We start from the raw sequence: 15,987 nt of genomic DNA on the forward strand, positions 1-15,987 counted from the left end.
ATGCCCCACCAGAAAAAAGCCAAGACCGCAGACATCGAGCAGCGCCTGCTGATCGATGCGATCTACCACCGCTACCACTACGACTTCCGCGGCTACGCCCCGGCGTCGCTCAAGCGCCGGCTGAACACGGCGCTGCTGCACTTTCAATGCAAGACGCTGTCGCAATTGCAGGACCGCGTGCTGCACGAGCCCAGCGTGTTCCCGGCGCTGCTGGAATACCTCACGGTGCAGGTGAGCGACATGTTCCGCGACCCGACCTACTTCCGGTCGCTGCGCGAGCAGGTGGTGCCGCTGCTGCGCACCTACCCCTCGCTCAAGATCTGGGTGGCCGGATGCAGCGCGGGTGAGGAGGTGTATTCGCTCGCGATCCTGCTGCACGAGGAAGGGCTGCTCGAACGCACCCTGATCTACGCCACCGACATCAACCCCCACGCGCTGCGCGCGGCCGAGGCCGGCGTGTTCGACGTGGCACGTGTGCCCGCCTTTACCGAAAACCACATCCGCTCGGGGGCCCGCAGTTCGCTGTCGGACTACTACACGGCGCGCTACGAGCGGGTGGTGTTCGACAAGTCGCTGCGCGAACACATGGTGTTCTCTGACCACAGCTTGGCGACCGACAGCGTGTTCGCCGAAGTGCACCTGGTGTCCTGCCGCAATGTCCTGATCTACTTTGAGCGCGACCTGCAAAATCGCGCGCTGGACTTGTTCCGCGAGGCGCTGTGCCACCGGGGCTTCCTCGGCCTGGGCTCCAAGGAGTCGCTGCGCTTTTCAGCACAGACCGATGCCTTTGACGACTTTGTGCTCGAAGACCGCATCTACCGCAAGAAGGCAGGCCTATGACCGGCAGCGCGATCCGGACCACCCGCACCAGCTACGACGCCATCGTGATTGGCGGATCTTCGGGCGGCGTCGAAGCCCTTACCGTCCTGCTGCCTGCCCTGCCCCCGACGCTGCGCGCAGCCGTCGTGGTGGTGCTGCATTTGCCACGGGACCGGCGCAGCCTGCTGGCAGAAATCTTCCGCAAACGCTGCCCGCTGCCCCTGAAGGAAGCCCAGGACAAGGATGGCGTGGAGCCCGGCACCGTGTACTTTGCGCCCCCCGACTACCACCTGTTGATGGACGAGGGGCCCCGCCTGTCGCTGTCGGTCGATGCGCCCGTTCACTTCTCGCGCCCCTCCATCGACGTGCTGTTCGAGTCCGCCGCCGACCTGTACGGCCCGCGCCTGGTGGGCATCTTGCTGTCGGGGGCGAATGAAGACGGAGCGCAGGGCCTGGCAGCCATCCACGCTGCGGGCGGCCTGGCCATCGTGCAGGAGCCTGCGAGCGCGCCGATGCCGACCATGCCCCGCGCGGCCCTGGCCTGCACACCTGTCGACCACACCTTGCCCCCTGCGGGCATTGCAGCCTTGCTAGCGCAACTGCACCACCAAAGCCTGCTGTGAAGATGACCCACCCGCAACCGATGATCCCCCCAGCGCCCCTGCCCAGCCATCCGCTGCACGCGGCCCCAGGCATCAAGTGCCTGCTGGTCGACGACGTCCCGGAAAACCTGATCGCGCTGGAAGCGTTGCTGGAGCAGCGCGGCGGCGTCGAAATCCTGAAAGCGCAATCGGGCCCCGAAGCGCTGGAGCTGCTGCTGGAACACAGCGATGTGGCCCTGGCATTGCTGGACGTGCAGATGCCGGACATGAACGGCTTTGAGCTGGCCGAGCTGATGCGGGGCAGCGAGCGCACGCGGCACATTCCGCTGATCTTCATGACCGCCGGCTCGCGGGAGCAGAACTGGCAGTTTCGCGGCTACGAAAGCGGGGCGGTGGACTTTCTCTACAAGCCGGTGGACCCGCACATGCTCCACAGCAAGGCCCAGGTATTTTTTGAGTTGCACCGACGCAAGCAGGCCCTGGCTTTGGCACTGCAGCAACGCACCGAGGCCTTGCGCGTCAACGAGATGTTCATGGCGGTTCTGGGGCACGACCTGCGCACGCCGCTGATGTCGATTTCAGCGGCCGCCACAATGCTCAAACGCCAGCCCGACACCGACAAGGTGGCCGCCATGGCCGATCGGCTGCTCAGCAGCAGCCAGCGCATGGGCGGGATGATCGAGGACCTGCTGGACGTAACGCGCATCCGCCAGGCCGGCGGGCTGGCGCTCAAGCCGGCCCCTGCGGATATGCAGGCCCTTGTGCAACGCATCCTGGAAGAAATCCAGACCAGCTTCCCGGAGCGCCAGATCAACCCTATGCTGCTGGGCGACCTCCAGGGTGTCTGGGATGGCGAGCGCATCTGCCAGGTGATGACCAACCTGGTCGGCAATGCCGTGCACCATGGCACACCGACCGAGCCGGTGCAGGTGCTGCTGGACGGCCGCTGCGCCGATGTTGTCGTGCTGGAGGTCGCCAATGGCGGCACCATCGATCCCGACCTGTTGCCGCAGCTTTTTGACCCGTTCCGGGGCCGCGAGCCATCGGCCGGCAGGCAACAGGGCCTGGGGCTGGGCCTGTTCATTGCCCACCAGATTGTCTTGGCACATGGCGGCGACATCGATGTGCGCTCCCAGGCCGGCGTGACGCGGTTTCGGGTAACACTGCCGCGCGTGGCGCCAGGAGCCGCGGCGACGCAGGCGGCATAGCGCCGTTGGGAGGGTAGGTTCAGCGCGGCGCGAGAGAGGCGGACAGGGCCCCGCCGCGCGCTCAGGCAGCGGTGCGGTGCACCGAGGTTCGGATGGCCGCCAGCAGCGTGTCGAGGTCTTCCAGCTCGAAGGGCTTCAGCAGGGTTCTCACGTTGGGTCCCCACCCATTGGTGTAGTCGCCCAGGTCATACCCGGTGCACAGCACCACCCAGCGCTGGGGGTCGACGGCCAGCAGCTGGCGCGCCAGGTCCGTCCCGGACATTCCCGGCAGGCTGACGTCGGACACGAGCACGTCGAAGGGGTCGTCCATGTCCAAGGCCAGCGCCTCCTCCGCAGTGGCACACGACGTCACCGTCTGCCCATCTGCCTCCATCAACATGCCGATGGTTTCACGCAGTTCAGGGTTGTCTTCAACGTAGAGGATTCGCATAGATCACCAGTTGGCCTAGCCATCGCGCCGCCCCAGCGAGCGGCAGTTGGAAACCCCGCATCATCCGTACAAATACTCACAACTGTTGTAGGACAAAACGGACTGTCGAGCGGACCACGCGAGTGACGGCCCCAGCGGGCACTCGTGCTTACTCTTCCAGCAGCGAGCGCAGCATCCAAGCCGTCTGTTCATGCACCGTGAGGCGCTGGGTCAGCAGGTCGGCCGTGGGCTCGTCGCTGGCCTTGTCGGCCACCGGGAACAGGCTGCGCGCAGTGCGGGCCACGGCTTCATGGCCTTCGACCAGCACGCGCACCATGTCGAGGGCCTTGGGCGGCTGGCTGGGGGCATCGGGCACGGTGGCCAGCTTGCCGAACTCGGCGTACGAACCGGGGGCAACGTGGCCCAGCGAGCGGATGCGCTCGGCGATCGGGTCGACCGCGTTCCACAGCTCGGTGTACTGCACCATGAACATGGTGTGCAGCGTGTTGAACATCGGGCCTGTCACGTTCCAGTGGAAGTTGTGCGTGGTGAGGTACAGGGTGTAGGTGTCGGCCAGCAGGCGCGACAGGCCTTGCGCAATCGCAGCGCGGTCCTTGTCGCTGATGCCGATGTTGATGCGGGGTGCACCCGACGAGGGGGCGACGACTTTAGGGGCTTTGGCCATGGGGGCCTCCTTCGCAGAACAAATACCGATGGAAATCTGCCGCCCCCAAAACCCGCTGCCGGGGCAGCGCGCCGCGGGGGCAGCGGCCTGCATTGACTTTAGCGCAAGGCAATTCCCGGGCGGCGCGCTGCGGCTTAGTGCGGACAGCGAAACTCAGCGAAGCGGTTCTGGCCAGGCGCTGCGTCGCAGGCAGTACGGCCATTACAAAACCGGGCGCAGCAACGACGCCAGAAGAGTTCTGTTAGCCGCTTTTACTGCATCTGGGCCAGATTGCCGATGCGCACCAGCATTTCGGTAAACATCTGCATGTCCGCGTCCAGGTCCACCACTTCCTTGAACTCCTTGGCGTTGTGGGCCGTGTACTTCTTGCCTGGCATGGCGGGGCCGAAGTTGATGGCGTTGGGCATCAACTTGGCGGTGGTGCTGCCGGCGGTGGACACGGGTTTGGCTTCCAGGCCCGTGGTGTCGCCAAAGGTGTTGAGCAGCGTGCTCAGCCACGCGCCCTTGGGGTCGCGGGCCATCCAGTTGCCCTGGCTGTGGTCCACCTCCACCGCCACGCCGGCCTGCGCGCCCCAGGCTTTGATGCGGGCCGTAGTGGCTTGCGACAGGGCCTCGGGCGTGTTGCCGCGGGGCATGCGCACATTGACCAGCACATCGACCTTGCCATCCTTCTCGCGCACGAGGTTGGGCGACAGGGTCAGCGGGCCCATGAAGTCGTCGCTGTAGGCCAGGCCCAGGGTGCGGCCCAGGTAGTCGGTGCCATACAGGTCGGCGATGTAGCGCACGGCTTGCGCGTAGCCGTTGGGCGCCAGCGCAATGCCGGACTCCTTCAGGAACAGCGCCAGGCGCGGCACGGGGTTCACGCCTTCTTCGGGCCGCGAACCGTGGGCCGACGTGCCGGTAACCTTGACCTGCACTGCGGCACCGTCCTGCGCCACGTCGATGCTGAACGGCCCGCCTTGGGGCTTGTACTTCTCGACAAAACCCGCCTTGGCGGCGTTCAGGCGCGCAGCCACGTCGGCGGTATTGCCGCCCTGCAGCTTGGCGGTGGCGGTTTGTGGCACCGCGTTGGTTGAGGCAGCACCGGCCATGGCGGTGATGGCCGTGCCCCCGGCACTGGCGTTGGCGGGCGATGCCAGCGGGAAGGAAACGCGCAGCGCGCCGGAGCCCTTCTCGGCCACCACGGCGGGGTACTTGCTGTCGAGCACGATGTTGTACTCAGGCAGCGTGGTTTTGGTGCGGTAGTACTTCATCGCATCGCCGCCGGTTTCTTCCGTCGTCTCGATCATGAGGCGGATGGTGCGCGACAGCGGCAGGCCGCTTTCCTTCACGGCCTTCATCGCGTAGAGCACGGTGGCGATCGATCCCTTGTCGTCGATCGAGCCCCGGCCATACAAGTTGCCGCCCACGCGCGTGAGCTTGAAAGGGTCCAGGCGCGTGCCGTCGTCCAGCACCCATTCGTCGGCCACTACGGGCACCACGTCGGCATGCGTGAGGATGCCGAACTCCTCCGGGCCGCTGCCGGGCAGCTTCACTTCAAACACCCGGTTGTCCACGTTGCGGAACTGCAGGCCGAAATCGCGGGCCATGCGCTCCACCAGGACGCCGAAGGCGATGATGGACTTGTCCTCGTGGGGCGGTACTTTGTCAGACCGGAAGGTGGGGAGCTCCACCATCTTTGCGGTGGCGTCGATCACCGCCGCCTGGTTGTGCAGGCGGTTGTACAGGCCGAGCATGCGGCTGATGTTGACGAGGTCATCGCCTGCCAGCGGCTGCTGGGCGGCATAGGCGGAGGCGCTGGCACGCAACATCGGGTTCTCACGGGCGGCCTGGGCCAAAAAGTCACGGAAGCTGCCTTGCGCCGCAGCGGGCAGCGTGGCCACCAGGCGGTCCATGTCGGCCTTCTTGACCGTACCCTTGGCGCTCGCCGTGGGTGCGTTGGAGGGCATGCTGGAACAGGCGGCCAGGGCCACGGCCAAGCCGGCGGCCATCAGGATCTTTTTCATGATTGTTTTCCTTGGGTTGCGGAGTGCGCAGGGCGCCTGCGGGGCTGCATGTGGCGCAACCCCGCAGAACGGGCTAGGACCTGTTCACTGCGCCCACGCCATGCGGGGCCGAAGTGTAGTCCCGCCAGACGCGACCGGGCCCGTTCAGGACAGGCGTTTTACGCCCGGCAGTTCGCACGCATACACCGCGTTGCGCAGCGCCGCGATGGCCTCGTACCGCGTGAAGCTGCGCCGCCAGGCCAGCACCACGCGGCGCATGGGTGGTGGGCCGCCGTCCTCTTCGCGGATGGGCAGGTAGCGGATGTAGGTCTCGTCGCTCTTGCGCCGGCGGGACACGGTGAGCAGCGCATCGCGCGGGACCGACAGGCGCGGCACCAGCGTCACGCCCATGCCCGCTGCCACCATGTGCTTGATGGTCTCGAGCGAAGAGCCCTCGAACGACTTGCGAATGCCTTCGGCGTTGCTGGAAAACCGCGCGAACTCCGGGCAGACCTCGAGCACATGGTCGCGAAAACAATGGCCTGCGCCCAGCAGCAGCATGGTCTCGCTCTTGAGCTCGGCCGCCGTCACTGACTTCTTGTTTGCCAGCGCATGCGAGCTGGGTACGGCCGCCATGAAGGGCTCGTCGTACAGCGGCGCCACGGCCAGCCCTGTGTCCGGGAAAGGCTCTGCCAGGATGGCGCAGTCGATCTCGCCCGTGCGCAGCATTTCCAGCAGCTTCACGGTGAAGTTCTCCTGCAGCATGAGCGGCATCTGCGGCGAGCGGCCGATGGCCTGGCGCACCAGGTCGGGCAGCAGGTAGGGGCCGATGGTGTAGATCACGCCCAGGGTCAACGGGCCGGCCAGCGGATCCTTGCCGCGCTTGGCAATTTCCTTGATGGCGGCAGCTTGCTCGAGCACGCTCTGCGCCTGGCGCACGATCTCCTCGCCCAGCGGCGTGACCGAAACCTCGCCGGCACTGCGCTCGAAGAGCTTCACATCCAGCTCTTCCTCCAGCTTCTTGATGGCCACCGACAACGTGGGCTGCGAGACATAGCAGGCGTCGGCGGCATGACCAAAATGCTTCTCGCGCGCCACGGCCACGATGTACTTGAGTTCGGTAAGGGTCATGGTGTGTTCCAGCGGGCCGTGTCAGGTGTGACCGCAGCGTCTCATGCCTTGAGATAGTCGGATTTTCCACCCAACCAGCGCGCCACGTGTTTTGCGGCCAGTTCGGGGAAACGGTCGAGCATCACCGGGGCCAGCTCACGCGCCCAATCGAGCAGCACCGTGTCTGTGGCCAGGTCGGCAAACCGCAGCAGCGCATCGCCCGACTGGCGTGCACCCAAAAACTCACCCGGGCCCCGGATCTCCAGGTCGCGGCGGGCAATTTCGAAACCGTCATTGGTTTCGGCCATCGCCCTGAGGCGTTCCTTGGCGGTTTCTCCTACGCGGCCGCTGTCGTTGGTGGCATACAGCAGCACGCAGGCCGACGCTGCTGCGCCGCGCCCCACGCGCCCCCGCAGCTGGTGCAGCTGCGACAGGCCAAAACGCTCGGCATGCTCGATGACCATGAGCGAGGCGTTGGGCACATCCACGCCCACCTCGATCACAGTGGTGCTGACCAGCACGCCCATCTGGCCGCTGGTGAACAGCGCCATCACCGCTTTCTTCTCGGCGGTGGGCATGCGTGAGTGCAGCAGACCGACCCTGCAGCCCGGCAAGGCTTCGCTCAGGTCGGCGTGGGTGGCCGTGGCGTTGCTCAGGTCCAGCGCCTCGCTTTCCTCGATCAGCGGGCACACCCAATAGACCTGTCGGCCAGATTCCACCTGCGCGCCGATGCGCTCGATCACCTCGTCTTTGCGGCTGTCGGCAATCAGCTTGGTGACGATGGGCGTGCGGCCCGGGGGCAGCTCGTCGATCACCGAGACATCGAGGTCGGCGTAGTAGCTCATGGCCAGCGTGCGCGGAATGGGCGTGGCGCTCATCATCAGCATGTGCGGCTCCATGCCGTGCTCGGCCAGCTTTTGCCGTAGGGCCAGCCTCTGCGCGACGCCAAAGCGGTGCTGCTCGTCAATGATGGCCAGCGCCAGATTCTTGAACCGCACCTGCTCCTGGATCACCGCGTGGGTGCCCACCACCAGCGCCGCCTCGCCACTCTCGACCAGGGCCAGCATGGCGGTGCGGTCCTTCTTCTTTTGCCCGCCCACCAGCCAGGCCACCTTGCGGCCGCGCGCGGCCAGCAGGGGCTCAAGCCAGCCGATCATCTTGGCGAAGTGCTGCTCGGCCAGGATCTCGGTGGGCGCCATCAGGGCGCACTGCCAGCCCGCGTCCATGGCCAGGCAGGCGGCCAGGGCCGACACCACGGTCTTGCCTGAACCCACGTCGCCTTGCAGCAGCCGGTGCATGGGCACCTGGCGCGCCAGGTCGGCTGCGATCTCCTCACCCACGCGGCGCTGCGCGGCGGTGAGGCTGAACGGCAGCACAGCCATGAGCTGCTCGTGCAGCGGCAGCGCGTTGTCGGTGGGCCGGCGCACGCGCAGCACGGGGGCACGCAGCATGTTGCGCGCGCGGCGCGACTGCTGCTGCGACAGCTGCTGGGCCAGCAGCTCCTCCACCTTCAGCCGCTGCCAGGCGGGGTGGCTGTGGTCTTCCAGCGTGGACAGCGCCACGTCGGGCGTGGGGTGGTGCAAAAAAGTGAGCGCTTCACGCAGGCTGAACAAGCGCGGGAGGCCATTTTGGCTTGTAAAACGGGCATAGGGCGGCTCGGTGCCGGGCGGCAACGTGTCCGACAGGTCCACCCGGGCCAGCGCGCCGACCACGGCGCGGCGCAGGTAGGGCTGGGGCAGCCCGGCCGTGGTGGGGTAGACCGGCGTGAGCGCGGCGGGCAGCTCGCCCCCCGCCAGGCGGAACGCGGGGTGCAGCATCTGCCGGCCCCAAAAGCCCCCCTTGACCTCGCCCCGGATGCGCAGGCGCGCGCCCACGGACAGGGTCTTCTGGTGTGAGGGATAGAAGCTGAAGAAGCGCAGCTCGCAGCTGCCGGTGTCGTCCTCCACCTGCACCACCAGCTGGCGGCGCGGGCGCAGCTGTATGTCGCTGGCGATCACCGTGGCTTCGATCTGCACCATCTGCCCATCGCGCGCGTTGGCCAGCGGCGTGATGCGGGTCTCGTCCTCATAGCGCAGGGGCAGGTGCAGGGCCAGGTCGATGTCGCGCCGAAGGCCCAGTTTTTGCAACGCCTTTTGCGCCACCGACGCCGCTCCCTTGGCGCCGACCGCCGGGCTGCCCGGCGCCTTGGCTTTGGCGGGAGAGGGGGGTGCAGCGGCGGGCATGTAGCGGGTATTACGAACGACAAGGGTGGGCCAAAAAGGCTACCATGGTTACCACTGCTTACGACCGTTGGCAGCGTCTTTTCCCGGCCCAGGCCCCGTGCCATGCTCAAGCGCATTCCAATTCAACATCTCACCCTGGGCATGTACCTGCACGAGTTCTGTGGCTCGTGGATGGACCATCCTTTCTGGCGCAGCAAATTCCTGCTGAGCGACCCTGAAGACCTGAGCCGCATCCTGGCGACCGCGATCCAGGAGTGCTGGATCGACACCAGCAAGGGCGCTGACGCCGTGGCCGGCACCACCTCGGTCTCGCGCCAGGAGGCCGACGCCAAGATCGACACTGACTTCAGCCAGCTGGAGAGCCTGCCGCCACACACCGTCACCTTGCCGCCAGAGGCCGCCCTGCCGCTGCGCGATCACACCCCCACCGACATGCACAGCGAGCTGCAGGCGGCAGCCGCCATCTGCGTCAAGGCCAAGCAGGCGGTGGTGGCCATGTTCAGCGAGGCGCGCCTGGGTCGCGCGGTGGACTCGGAGCGCGCGCAGAGCCTGGTGCAGGAAATTTCAGACTCGATCACCCGCAACCCTGGCGCGCTCATCAGCCTGGCGCGCCTGAAGACCGCCGACGACTACACCTACATGCATTCGGTGGCCGTCTGCGCCCTGATGGTGGCGCTGGCCCGGCAGCTGCAGCTGGACGACGATCAGGCGCGGCTGGCAGGCATGGCCGGCCTGCTGCACGACCTGGGCAAGGCCGCCATACCGCTTGAGGTGCTGAACAAGCCCGGCAAGCTCACCGACCAGGAATTTGCCGTGGTGCGCAGCCACTCGGTCAAAGGCTTCCAGATGCTCAAGGAGGGCGGCAATGTGCCTGCGGCGGTGCTCGACGCCTGCCTGCACCACCACGAGAAGGTCGACGGATCGGGCTACCCGCGCAAGCTGCGGGGCGACAGCATCAGCGTGATCGCCCGCATGACCGCGATTTGCGACGTGTATGACGCCGTCACCTCCGACCGGCCCTACAAGCGCGCCTGGGACCCGGCCGAGGCGCTGCGCCGCATGGCCGAATGGACCAATGACCATTTCGATGCGCGCATCTTCCAGGCGTTTGTCAAAAGCATCGGCATCTATCCCGTGGGCTCGCTGGTGCGGCTGGCGTCGGGCCGCATCGGCGTGGTCACCGAGCAGGCCCCGGCCGCGCTCACCATGCCGGTGGTCAAGGTGTTTTTCTCGACCAAGTCCGACCTGCGCATTCCCCCGGAACGTGTCGACCTGGCTGCGCCGGGCTGCACCGAAAAGATCGTCGGCCGCGAGGACCCGGAGCGGTGGCGGTTTCCGGACATCAACGAGCTGTGGTCCGGCTTTGCGCAAAAGGCCTGGTAGCCAAGCCACAGCACAGCCGGGCGCAGGCGCTGGGTCGCCAGCAGCGCGGGACGACAGTAGCCACGTGTCCGTAGGGCCGTGGAACGCCGTGGGAAAATGCCGCCCTTCTTGCATTTCCTTGGCACGGGCCTGTCCGGCCCTCAAGTCCCATGACCGACCTTCCGACCGGCGCTCCGCGCGCCTACACGCTCAGCGACTTCGACTTCTCGCTGCCCCCTGAGCTCATTGCCCAGCACCCCGCCTTGGAACGCAGCGCCTCGCGCCTGCTCGACGGCCGCGCCAAGGAACCAGCCGACCGCATCTTTCGCGAACTGCCCAGCCTGCTGCGGGCGGGCGACCTGCTGGTGTTCAACGACACGCGTGTGGTCAAAGCGCGCATCTTTGGCGAGAAGGCCAGCGGCGGCAAGCTGGAGCTCTTGATCGAGCGCGTGCTGCCCACCGAAGCCAACAACCCGGGCAACGAAGTCGTGGCCCACATGAAGGTCAGCAAAAAGCCCCTGCCCGGCAGCACCGTGCACATGGCCGGTGGCCGCCACGCAGGCGGATTTGACGCCCTGTTGCTGAGCCGTTGGCCCACCGAGGACGGCCCGCTGTTCCGCTTTGCGCTGCACGGCCCTGCAGGCGAATCGCCCTGGGAGCTGATGGAACACCACGGCCACCTGCCCCTGCCGCCCTACATCGAGCGCCAGCAGAACGCCGACCACGACCCCGACGAAGCCGAGGATGCCCAGCGCTACCAGACCGTGTTTGCACGCAACCCTGGCGCCGTGGCCGCGCCCACGGCCGCACTGCACTTCGACGAGGGCGTGCTGGCCGACCTGGCGGCGCGCGGCATCGAGCGCGCCAGCGTCACGCTGCATGTGGGGGCTGGCACTTTTCAGCCGGTAAAAACCGAGAACCTGTCCGAGCACCAGATGCACAGCGAGTGGTACGAGGTGCCGCACGCCACGCTGGCCGCCCTGGAGCGCTGCCGCCAGCGCGGCGGGCGTGTGGTGGCAGTCGGCACGACGACGGTGCGCACGCTCGAATCGTGGGCACGCTCGGGCCAGGCGTCGGGCGACACCAGCATCTTCATCACGCCGGGTTTCCAGTTCAAGGTGGTCGACGTGCTGATCACCAACTTCCATCTGCCCAAGAGCACGCTGATGATGCTGGTGAGCGCCTTTGCGGGCTACGCGCATGTGATGGGCCTGTACCGCCACGCCATCGCGCAGCAGTACCGCTTCTTCAGCTATGGCGACGCGATGCTGCTCGAGCGCAGCGTGCCGCGCTGACCCACGAACGGCACGCCCGCCTATCAGGGGCAGTTGGTGACCGGCGCCACCCGGGGCGCAGCGCCCACATCGGGCAAGCGGTTGGCCGACGGCACGCGCACGCAATAGCTGCCGGCGGGGCCTTGCACACGGGCCACGCGGCTGCCATCGGCCCCCACGGATTCGCGCACGGACACCGAGCCTCCCGACAGGCCAGGCGCCGGCCCCTCTGCGCTCGCGATCGGGCCACCCCAGGCCGGCGCACCATGGCGGCGCTGCCACGCACGCTCGTCGCGCAGCGCGCGGGCGATGCCGTCGGTGTCCCCAACAGCCGCTGCCGGGGCTGATGGTTGCGCGCCCGACGCGGGCGGCAAGGGCGCAGGGGCCGTCGCAGTCAGCGCATTGGGCGCAGCGCCACCGTCATCCCGCGCGATGACCGAGCCCGCCGACGTGACCGGCGTGGGCTCGTCGGCTGCGCGGGGCTCTCGGACTGCCGTGCGGCGGGCGGGTGCCATATCGGCCGTCGTGCGCCTGGGCTCCGCCTGTGCAACGGCTGCTGCTGCAGCGTGGCGGGTCGGCGACTGCGGGATAGGCGTCACCCACTGCATGGCCGCTGCCGACGGCGCTGGCGAAGGCCTGGCCGTGCGTGTCCCTCGCCAACCGGGGCTCACCCAGGCCACAAGCAGCGCCCCATGGATTGCCAGCGCCACCGCGACGGCACCCGCCAGGCGCCAACGGCGCACGTGGCCATCGCGATCGCGCATGGAGGACAACGTGCTCAGGGTGGGCCACCCGCGGGGCCTGCCGACCCAGCGGGTTGATCGCCGTCCTGCGGCACCCAGGCCAGCAAGTCGCCGGGCTGGCACTGCAGGTACTCGCAGATGGCCGACAGGGTCTCAAAGCGCACACCCTTGACCTTGCCGCTCTTGAGCAAGGACAGGTTGGCCTCGGTGATGCCCACGTGGGCCGCCAGGTCGCGCGACTTCACCTTGCGGCGCACCAGCATCTCATCCAGGGTGACAACAATCGTCATGGTGGTGGCAACGGGTCGGGTCACACAAAGGCATCGGTTTCGGCCTGCAGGCGGCAACCTTCGGCCAGCACATGGGCGAGCAGCAGCATCATGAGCCCCACGACCATCACGCTCATCTCGAACGAGCTGACCCCCAGCACGATCATCCCGCCCTGGCGACCCGAAGCCAACCAGGACAGCAACGCCGTCACCCCCACCTGGTATAGCAGCGAAGTCACGAACATCGCCAGAAAACCCCAGCCCACGCCCCGAAACCCGCGCACCACTACCGGCCCGAACACCTCCCCCGCCAGAAACGCGCGGCAGATGCGGTGCACGCACAACACGGTGTAGATCAAGGCCAGGCCCGGGATGCATTCCAGCCCCACGCCCACCCAGCGCCATGCGGCGTCCATGGATGTGGGGGCGACCAAGCCCGCCACCATTGCCTGGGCCGGCACCACAGTGACCGGTATCCATCGGCCCCAGTCCGCTTCGTGCCCGATGGTGGCCCAGCGCGCCAAAGAGACCCCCAGTGACACGAGCGCGCAAGTCCAGCTGGCGACGAGCAGGCCCCAGGCGAGTCGGCGAAACGAGGCGCTTTGAACGGACGACCGCAGGGAAGTGGAGTTGGGCATGGCGCACCTATTAATTTCTGCAAAACAATAATAATATACTGCCTAACAGCAATTTATGACACCAATGACTGCTACTTCTATCCCCCACCTACGCAATAGCGACCGCACAACCCTGGCGACAGGTTCGAGCCGTCCGAGTCGCTACCGGACCCGCAATGCACGCTGGTGGATCGCCCTGTTGGCGGCGTTGCTCACAGCCTGTGGCAGCGTGCCCGTGTCGTCGCTGTGGAAGCTGCGCAAGCTCCAGCTCGAAACCCTGGACCCGGCCGCCCTGCGCGCTGCCGTGGTGCACGGCCCGGCACTGCAGCTGTATGGCCAATCGCTGGTGCTGTCAGTGAGCGTGTCGCGCAAGGTGCGCCAGCCCGGGGGAACCACCACCACCGAGCTGCTGGCTGAAAAGCTCCCCTTGCAGGAGCTGCGCAGCACCGCAGAGCGCAGCCCGCTGGCGGAACACGACAAGCCCCAGACCATCGTGCAGGTCTGGCGCATCGACCCTGCCGCCCTGCCCCGCCTGCAGGCCCTGCGCACCAAAGCCCTGGCATGGAAAGGCACGGACGACGGTCAACGCGAACTGAGCCTGGGCCTGGAGCTGGCGGGCTGCCAACAACCGGGCGCGCAAAAACGCCTGGTGACCACCCTGATGCGCTTTGCGGACCCCGGCGAATACATCCCGATCCTGCGCAATCTGGACCTGGCGGAGACCATGCCGGCAGCCGAGTTGAGCCAACGTTTTCCGGTCTGCGCTGCAGGATGAACCGGGCCCCGGCGCGTTGCAGGGGCCAGGTTCGCGGGCCTGTCCGCGATCCCCGCGAGAGAACGCGCACAGGGACTTTGGGACGGCGTTTAAAACGCCACCGCGTGCCCGTCCTTGCGTGGGTCGGACCCGGCGATGTAATGCTGTCCCTGGCGCAGCACCAGTTGCGCGCCGCCGAAGGCGAACACGCCGTTGCCCTCTTCCACCATGACGTCATGGCCCCGCGCGCGCAGCGCGGCCACCACGGCCGGATCGAACGCAGGCTCCACGGCCACGCCCTTGCCGCCCGTCACGCGCCAGCGCGGCGCGTCGGCGGCGGCCTGCGGGTTCTGGCCGTAGCGCAGCACGCGCAGCGCCATCTGGGTGTGGCCCTGGCTCTGCATGGGGCCGCCCATCACGCCGAAGGCCATCTGCGGCGTGCCGTCGGCGTGCATGGCAAACGCCGGGATGATGGTGTGCGAGGGGCGCTTGCGCGGGCCCACCTCGTTGGCGTGGCCGGGCTTGAGGGTGAAACCGTGGCCCCGGTTCTGCAGGCTGATGCCCGTGCCCGGCACGACCACACCCGAGCCGAAACCCATGTAGTTGGACTGGATGAACGAGACCATCATGCCGGACGCATCGGCCGCGGCCAGGTAAACCGTGCCGCCCGGGCGCGGCGCGCCGTGGCCGGGGTCGCTGGCACGCTGGGGGTCGATGAGCGCTGCGCGGCTGCGCAGGTAGTCGTCATCCAGCAGCGCTTTCGGCGCTACGTGCATCGCATCGATGTCGGCGTTGTACTGGTCCAGGTCGGCCAGCGCCAGCTTCATGGCTTCGATGCTGGCGTGCACTGTTTCCACGCTGTCCAGTGGGTGCTTGCCGATGCCGTGCGCGTCCAGCATGCCCAGCGCCATCAAAGCGGCGATGCCCTGACCGTTGGGCGGGATCTCGTGGATCACCGAGTCGCCGAAGCGCTGCTCGATGGTGCCCACCCAGTCGGCCTGGTGGGAGGCCAGGTCTTCGAGCGTCATCGCGCCGCCGTGGGCCTGCGCATGGGCCACCATGCGCTCGGCGATGACGCCCCGGTAGAAGGCCTCGCCCTGCGTTTCGGCGATCAGCTCCAGCGTGCGGGCATGGGCCTCGCTGCGGAAGATCTCGCCCGCCTGCGGCGCACGGCCGCCGGGCAGAAAGCACTCGGCAAACCCCGGCTGCGCGCCCAGCTTGGCACCGCCCAGCGCCCACAGGCGGGCGATGGTGGGCGACACCGGAAAGCCATTGCGCGCGTAGTCGATGGCGGGCTGCGCCAGCTGTGCGAAGGGCAGCTTGCCCAGACGCCTGGACAGTGCCACCCAGGCCGAGACGGCGCCCGGCACGGTGACGGCGTTCCACCCCGTCTCGGGGATGCCGCCCAGCTTTTCAAAATACTCCGGCGACCACGCGGCCGGCGACCGGCCCGAGGCATTGAGGCCGTGCAACTCCTTGCCGTCCCACACGATGGCAAACCCGTCGCTGCCGATGCCGCAGCCCGTGGGCTCGACCACCGTGAGCGCCATGGCGGCGGCAATCGCGGCATCCACCGCATTGCCGCCCGCCAGCAGCATGCGCAACCCTGCCTGCGCGGCCAGCGGCTGCGAGGTGGAGACCACGTTGCGGCCCATCACGGCACTGCGGTGGGAGGCGTAGGGAAGTGACCAGTCGAGGGTTGGGTTATTCATAGCGTTCTGAACTTGTTGCCCGCAAGGGTTCGCGGCGCTTGAAACTGGCGCGGCGCAAAGCGAGAGACACCGAGGAAGGGCCGCCCCGCACCGGGTGTCGTTCTCTCGGGGGAAGGGGCCGAAGGCGGCTCCCGCCCAAGCCGTTCGGGCTGCGCCTGTCGAAGCCTTGCGCGGCGCTTCGACAAGCTCAGCGTGAACGGTTCTGTAGGTGCCGGG

Annotated in this window: 15 protein-coding genes; 6 read left to right on the plus strand and 9 right to left on the minus strand. The window is 67.4% G+C overall.

Features of this window, described 5'->3' with window-relative positions:
• From ACSQ3Q_RS22320 to ACSQ3Q_RS22330, 3 genes are read left to right on the plus strand one after another with little or no spacing between them, the layout of a single operon-like run.
• On the plus strand, nt 1–840 hold the full coding sequence (locus ACSQ3Q_RS22320; RefSeq protein ID WP_436136498.1) for a CheR family methyltransferase: 840 nt from the start codon (nt 1–3) through the stop codon (nt 838–840).
• On the plus strand, nt 837–1,442 hold the full coding sequence (locus ACSQ3Q_RS22325) for a chemotaxis protein CheB (RefSeq protein ID WP_436136499.1): 606 nt from the start codon (nt 837–839) through the stop codon (nt 1,440–1,442). The genes ACSQ3Q_RS22320 and ACSQ3Q_RS22325 overlap by 4 nt, the downstream gene beginning before the upstream one ends.
• 20 nt (nt 1,443–1,462) lie before the next feature.
• Nucleotides 1,463–2,629: a hybrid sensor histidine kinase/response regulator gene (locus ACSQ3Q_RS22330; RefSeq protein ID WP_436137055.1), complete on the plus strand. Its 1,167-nt coding sequence runs from the start codon at nt 1,463–1,465 to the stop codon at nt 2,627–2,629.
• Between the two features lie 61 nt (nt 2,630–2,690).
• Here the strand turns inward: ACSQ3Q_RS22330 and ACSQ3Q_RS22335 are convergent, their stop codons facing one another.
• From ACSQ3Q_RS22335 to recG, 5 genes are all read right to left on the minus strand, one after another.
• Nucleotides 2,691–3,059: a response regulator gene (locus ACSQ3Q_RS22335; RefSeq protein WP_436136500.1), complete on the minus strand. Its 369-nt coding sequence runs from the start codon at nt 3,057–3,059 to the stop codon at nt 2,691–2,693.
• Between the two features lie 148 nt (nt 3,060–3,207).
• On the minus strand, nt 3,208–3,723 hold the full coding sequence (locus ACSQ3Q_RS22340) for a Dps family protein (protein ID WP_436136501.1): 516 nt from the start codon (nt 3,721–3,723) through the stop codon (nt 3,208–3,210).
• A 251-nt stretch (nt 3,724–3,974) separates the two neighbouring features.
• Nucleotides 3,975–5,729 carry a dipeptidase gene (locus tag ACSQ3Q_RS22345; RefSeq protein ID WP_436136502.1) on the minus strand — a complete coding sequence of 585 codons (1,755 nt, stop codon included), beginning with the start codon at nt 5,727–5,729 and terminating at the stop codon, nt 3,975–3,977.
• Nucleotides 5,730–5,873: 144 nt separating this feature from the next.
• Complete coding sequence (locus ACSQ3Q_RS22350) at nt 5,874–6,839, minus strand: LysR substrate-binding domain-containing protein (RefSeq protein ID WP_436136503.1); 966 nt, start codon at nt 6,837–6,839, stop codon at nt 5,874–5,876.
• 41 nt (nt 6,840–6,880) lie between these two features.
• Nucleotides 6,881–9,040 carry an ATP-dependent DNA helicase RecG gene (gene recG / locus ACSQ3Q_RS22355; protein ID WP_436136504.1) on the minus strand — a complete coding sequence of 720 codons (2,160 nt, stop codon included), beginning with the start codon at nt 9,038–9,040 and terminating at the stop codon, nt 6,881–6,883.
• Nucleotides 9,041–9,142: 102 nt separating this feature from the next.
• Between recG and ACSQ3Q_RS22360 the strand changes: the two genes are divergently transcribed.
• Both ACSQ3Q_RS22360 and queA read left to right on the plus strand, forming a co-directional pair.
• Nucleotides 9,143–10,423 (plus strand): HD-GYP domain-containing protein, encoded by a 1,281-nt coding sequence (locus tag ACSQ3Q_RS22360; protein WP_436136505.1) that lies wholly within the window; start codon nt 9,143–9,145, stop codon nt 10,421–10,423.
• A gap of 149 nt (nt 10,424–10,572) precedes the next feature.
• The gene (queA, locus tag ACSQ3Q_RS22365) at nt 10,573–11,697 is read left to right on the plus strand and encodes a tRNA preQ1(34) S-adenosylmethionine ribosyltransferase-isomerase QueA (RefSeq protein WP_436136506.1); all 1,125 of its coding nucleotides are present in this window, start codon (nt 10,573–10,575) and stop codon (nt 11,695–11,697) included.
• A gap of 23 nt (nt 11,698–11,720) precedes the next feature.
• Here the strand turns inward: queA and ACSQ3Q_RS22370 are convergent, their stop codons facing one another.
• The 3 genes from ACSQ3Q_RS22370 to ACSQ3Q_RS22380 are packed head-to-tail and all read right to left on the minus strand — an operon-like array spanning nt 11,721 to nt 13,326.
• Nucleotides 11,721–12,440 (minus strand): hypothetical protein, encoded by a 720-nt coding sequence (locus tag ACSQ3Q_RS22370; RefSeq protein ID WP_436136507.1) that lies wholly within the window; start codon nt 12,438–12,440, stop codon nt 11,721–11,723.
• A 14-nt stretch (nt 12,441–12,454) separates the two neighbouring features.
• Entirely contained in the window at nt 12,455–12,709 is a 255-nt protein-coding gene (locus ACSQ3Q_RS22375; RefSeq protein ID WP_436136508.1) for a helix-turn-helix domain-containing protein, read from the minus strand.
• Between the two features lie 20 nt (nt 12,710–12,729).
• Complete coding sequence (locus tag ACSQ3Q_RS22380) at nt 12,730–13,326, minus strand: DUF2975 domain-containing protein (protein WP_436136509.1); 597 nt, start codon at nt 13,324–13,326, stop codon at nt 12,730–12,732.
• A 64-nt stretch (nt 13,327–13,390) separates the two neighbouring features.
• On the opposite strand from ACSQ3Q_RS22380, the gene ACSQ3Q_RS22385 reads away from it, so the two are divergent.
• Entirely contained in the window at nt 13,391–14,080 is a 690-nt protein-coding gene (locus ACSQ3Q_RS22385) for a hypothetical protein (RefSeq protein WP_436136510.1), read from the plus strand.
• 89 nt (nt 14,081–14,169) lie between these two features.
• On the opposite strand, the gene ACSQ3Q_RS22390 is transcribed toward ACSQ3Q_RS22385, so the two are convergent.
• Entirely contained in the window at nt 14,170–15,771 is a 1,602-nt protein-coding gene (locus tag ACSQ3Q_RS22390; RefSeq protein ID WP_436136511.1) for a gamma-glutamyltransferase family protein, read from the minus strand.
• Nucleotides 15,772–15,987 lie beyond the last annotated feature (216 nt).

Source organism: Acidovorax sp. LjRoot129 (assembly GCF_964253765.1).
GTDB lineage: Bacteria > Pseudomonadota > Gammaproteobacteria > Burkholderiales > Burkholderiaceae_C > Acidovorax.

What these genes read in the sequence shown, in the direction of transcription:
- ACSQ3Q_RS22320 (WP_436136498.1), top strand. Translation starts at nt 1, where the DNA reads ATGCCCCACCAGAAAAAAGCCAAGACCGCAGACATCGAGCAGCGCCTG.
- ACSQ3Q_RS22325 (WP_436136499.1), top strand. Translation starts at nt 837, where the DNA reads ATGACCGGCAGCGCGATCCGGACCACCCGCACCAGCTACGACGCCATC.
- ACSQ3Q_RS22330 (WP_436137055.1), top strand. Translation starts at nt 1,463, where the DNA reads ATGATCCCCCCAGCGCCCCTGCCCAGCCATCCGCTGCACGCGGCCCCA.
- ACSQ3Q_RS22335 (WP_436136500.1), bottom strand. Translation starts at nt 3,059, where the DNA reads ATGCGAATCCTCTACGTTGAAGACAACCCTGAACTGCGTGAAACCATC.
- ACSQ3Q_RS22340 (WP_436136501.1), bottom strand. Translation starts at nt 3,723, where the DNA reads ATGGCCAAAGCCCCTAAAGTCGTCGCCCCCTCGTCGGGTGCACCCCGC.
- ACSQ3Q_RS22345 (WP_436136502.1), bottom strand. Translation starts at nt 5,729, where the DNA reads ATGAAAAAGATCCTGATGGCCGCCGGCTTGGCCGTGGCCCTGGCCGCC.
- ACSQ3Q_RS22350 (WP_436136503.1), bottom strand. Translation starts at nt 6,839, where the DNA reads ATGACCCTTACCGAACTCAAGTACATCGTGGCCGTGGCGCGCGAGAAG.
- recG (WP_436136504.1), bottom strand. Translation starts at nt 9,040, where the DNA reads ATGCCCGCCGCTGCACCCCCCTCTCCCGCCAAAGCCAAGGCGCCGGGC.
- ACSQ3Q_RS22360 (WP_436136505.1), top strand. Translation starts at nt 9,143, where the DNA reads ATGCTCAAGCGCATTCCAATTCAACATCTCACCCTGGGCATGTACCTG.
- queA (WP_436136506.1), top strand. Translation starts at nt 10,573, where the DNA reads ATGACCGACCTTCCGACCGGCGCTCCGCGCGCCTACACGCTCAGCGAC.
- ACSQ3Q_RS22370 (WP_436136507.1), bottom strand. Translation starts at nt 12,440, where the DNA reads ATGCGCGATCGCGATGGCCACGTGCGCCGTTGGCGCCTGGCGGGTGCC.
- ACSQ3Q_RS22375 (WP_436136508.1), bottom strand. Translation starts at nt 12,709, where the DNA reads ATGACGATTGTTGTCACCCTGGATGAGATGCTGGTGCGCCGCAAGGTG.
- ACSQ3Q_RS22380 (WP_436136509.1), bottom strand. Translation starts at nt 13,326, where the DNA reads ATGCCCAACTCCACTTCCCTGCGGTCGTCCGTTCAAAGCGCCTCGTTT.
- ACSQ3Q_RS22385 (WP_436136510.1), top strand. Translation starts at nt 13,391, where the DNA reads ATGACTGCTACTTCTATCCCCCACCTACGCAATAGCGACCGCACAACC.
- ACSQ3Q_RS22390 (WP_436136511.1), bottom strand. Translation starts at nt 15,771, where the DNA reads ATGAATAACCCAACCCTCGACTGGTCACTTCCCTACGCCTCCCACCGC.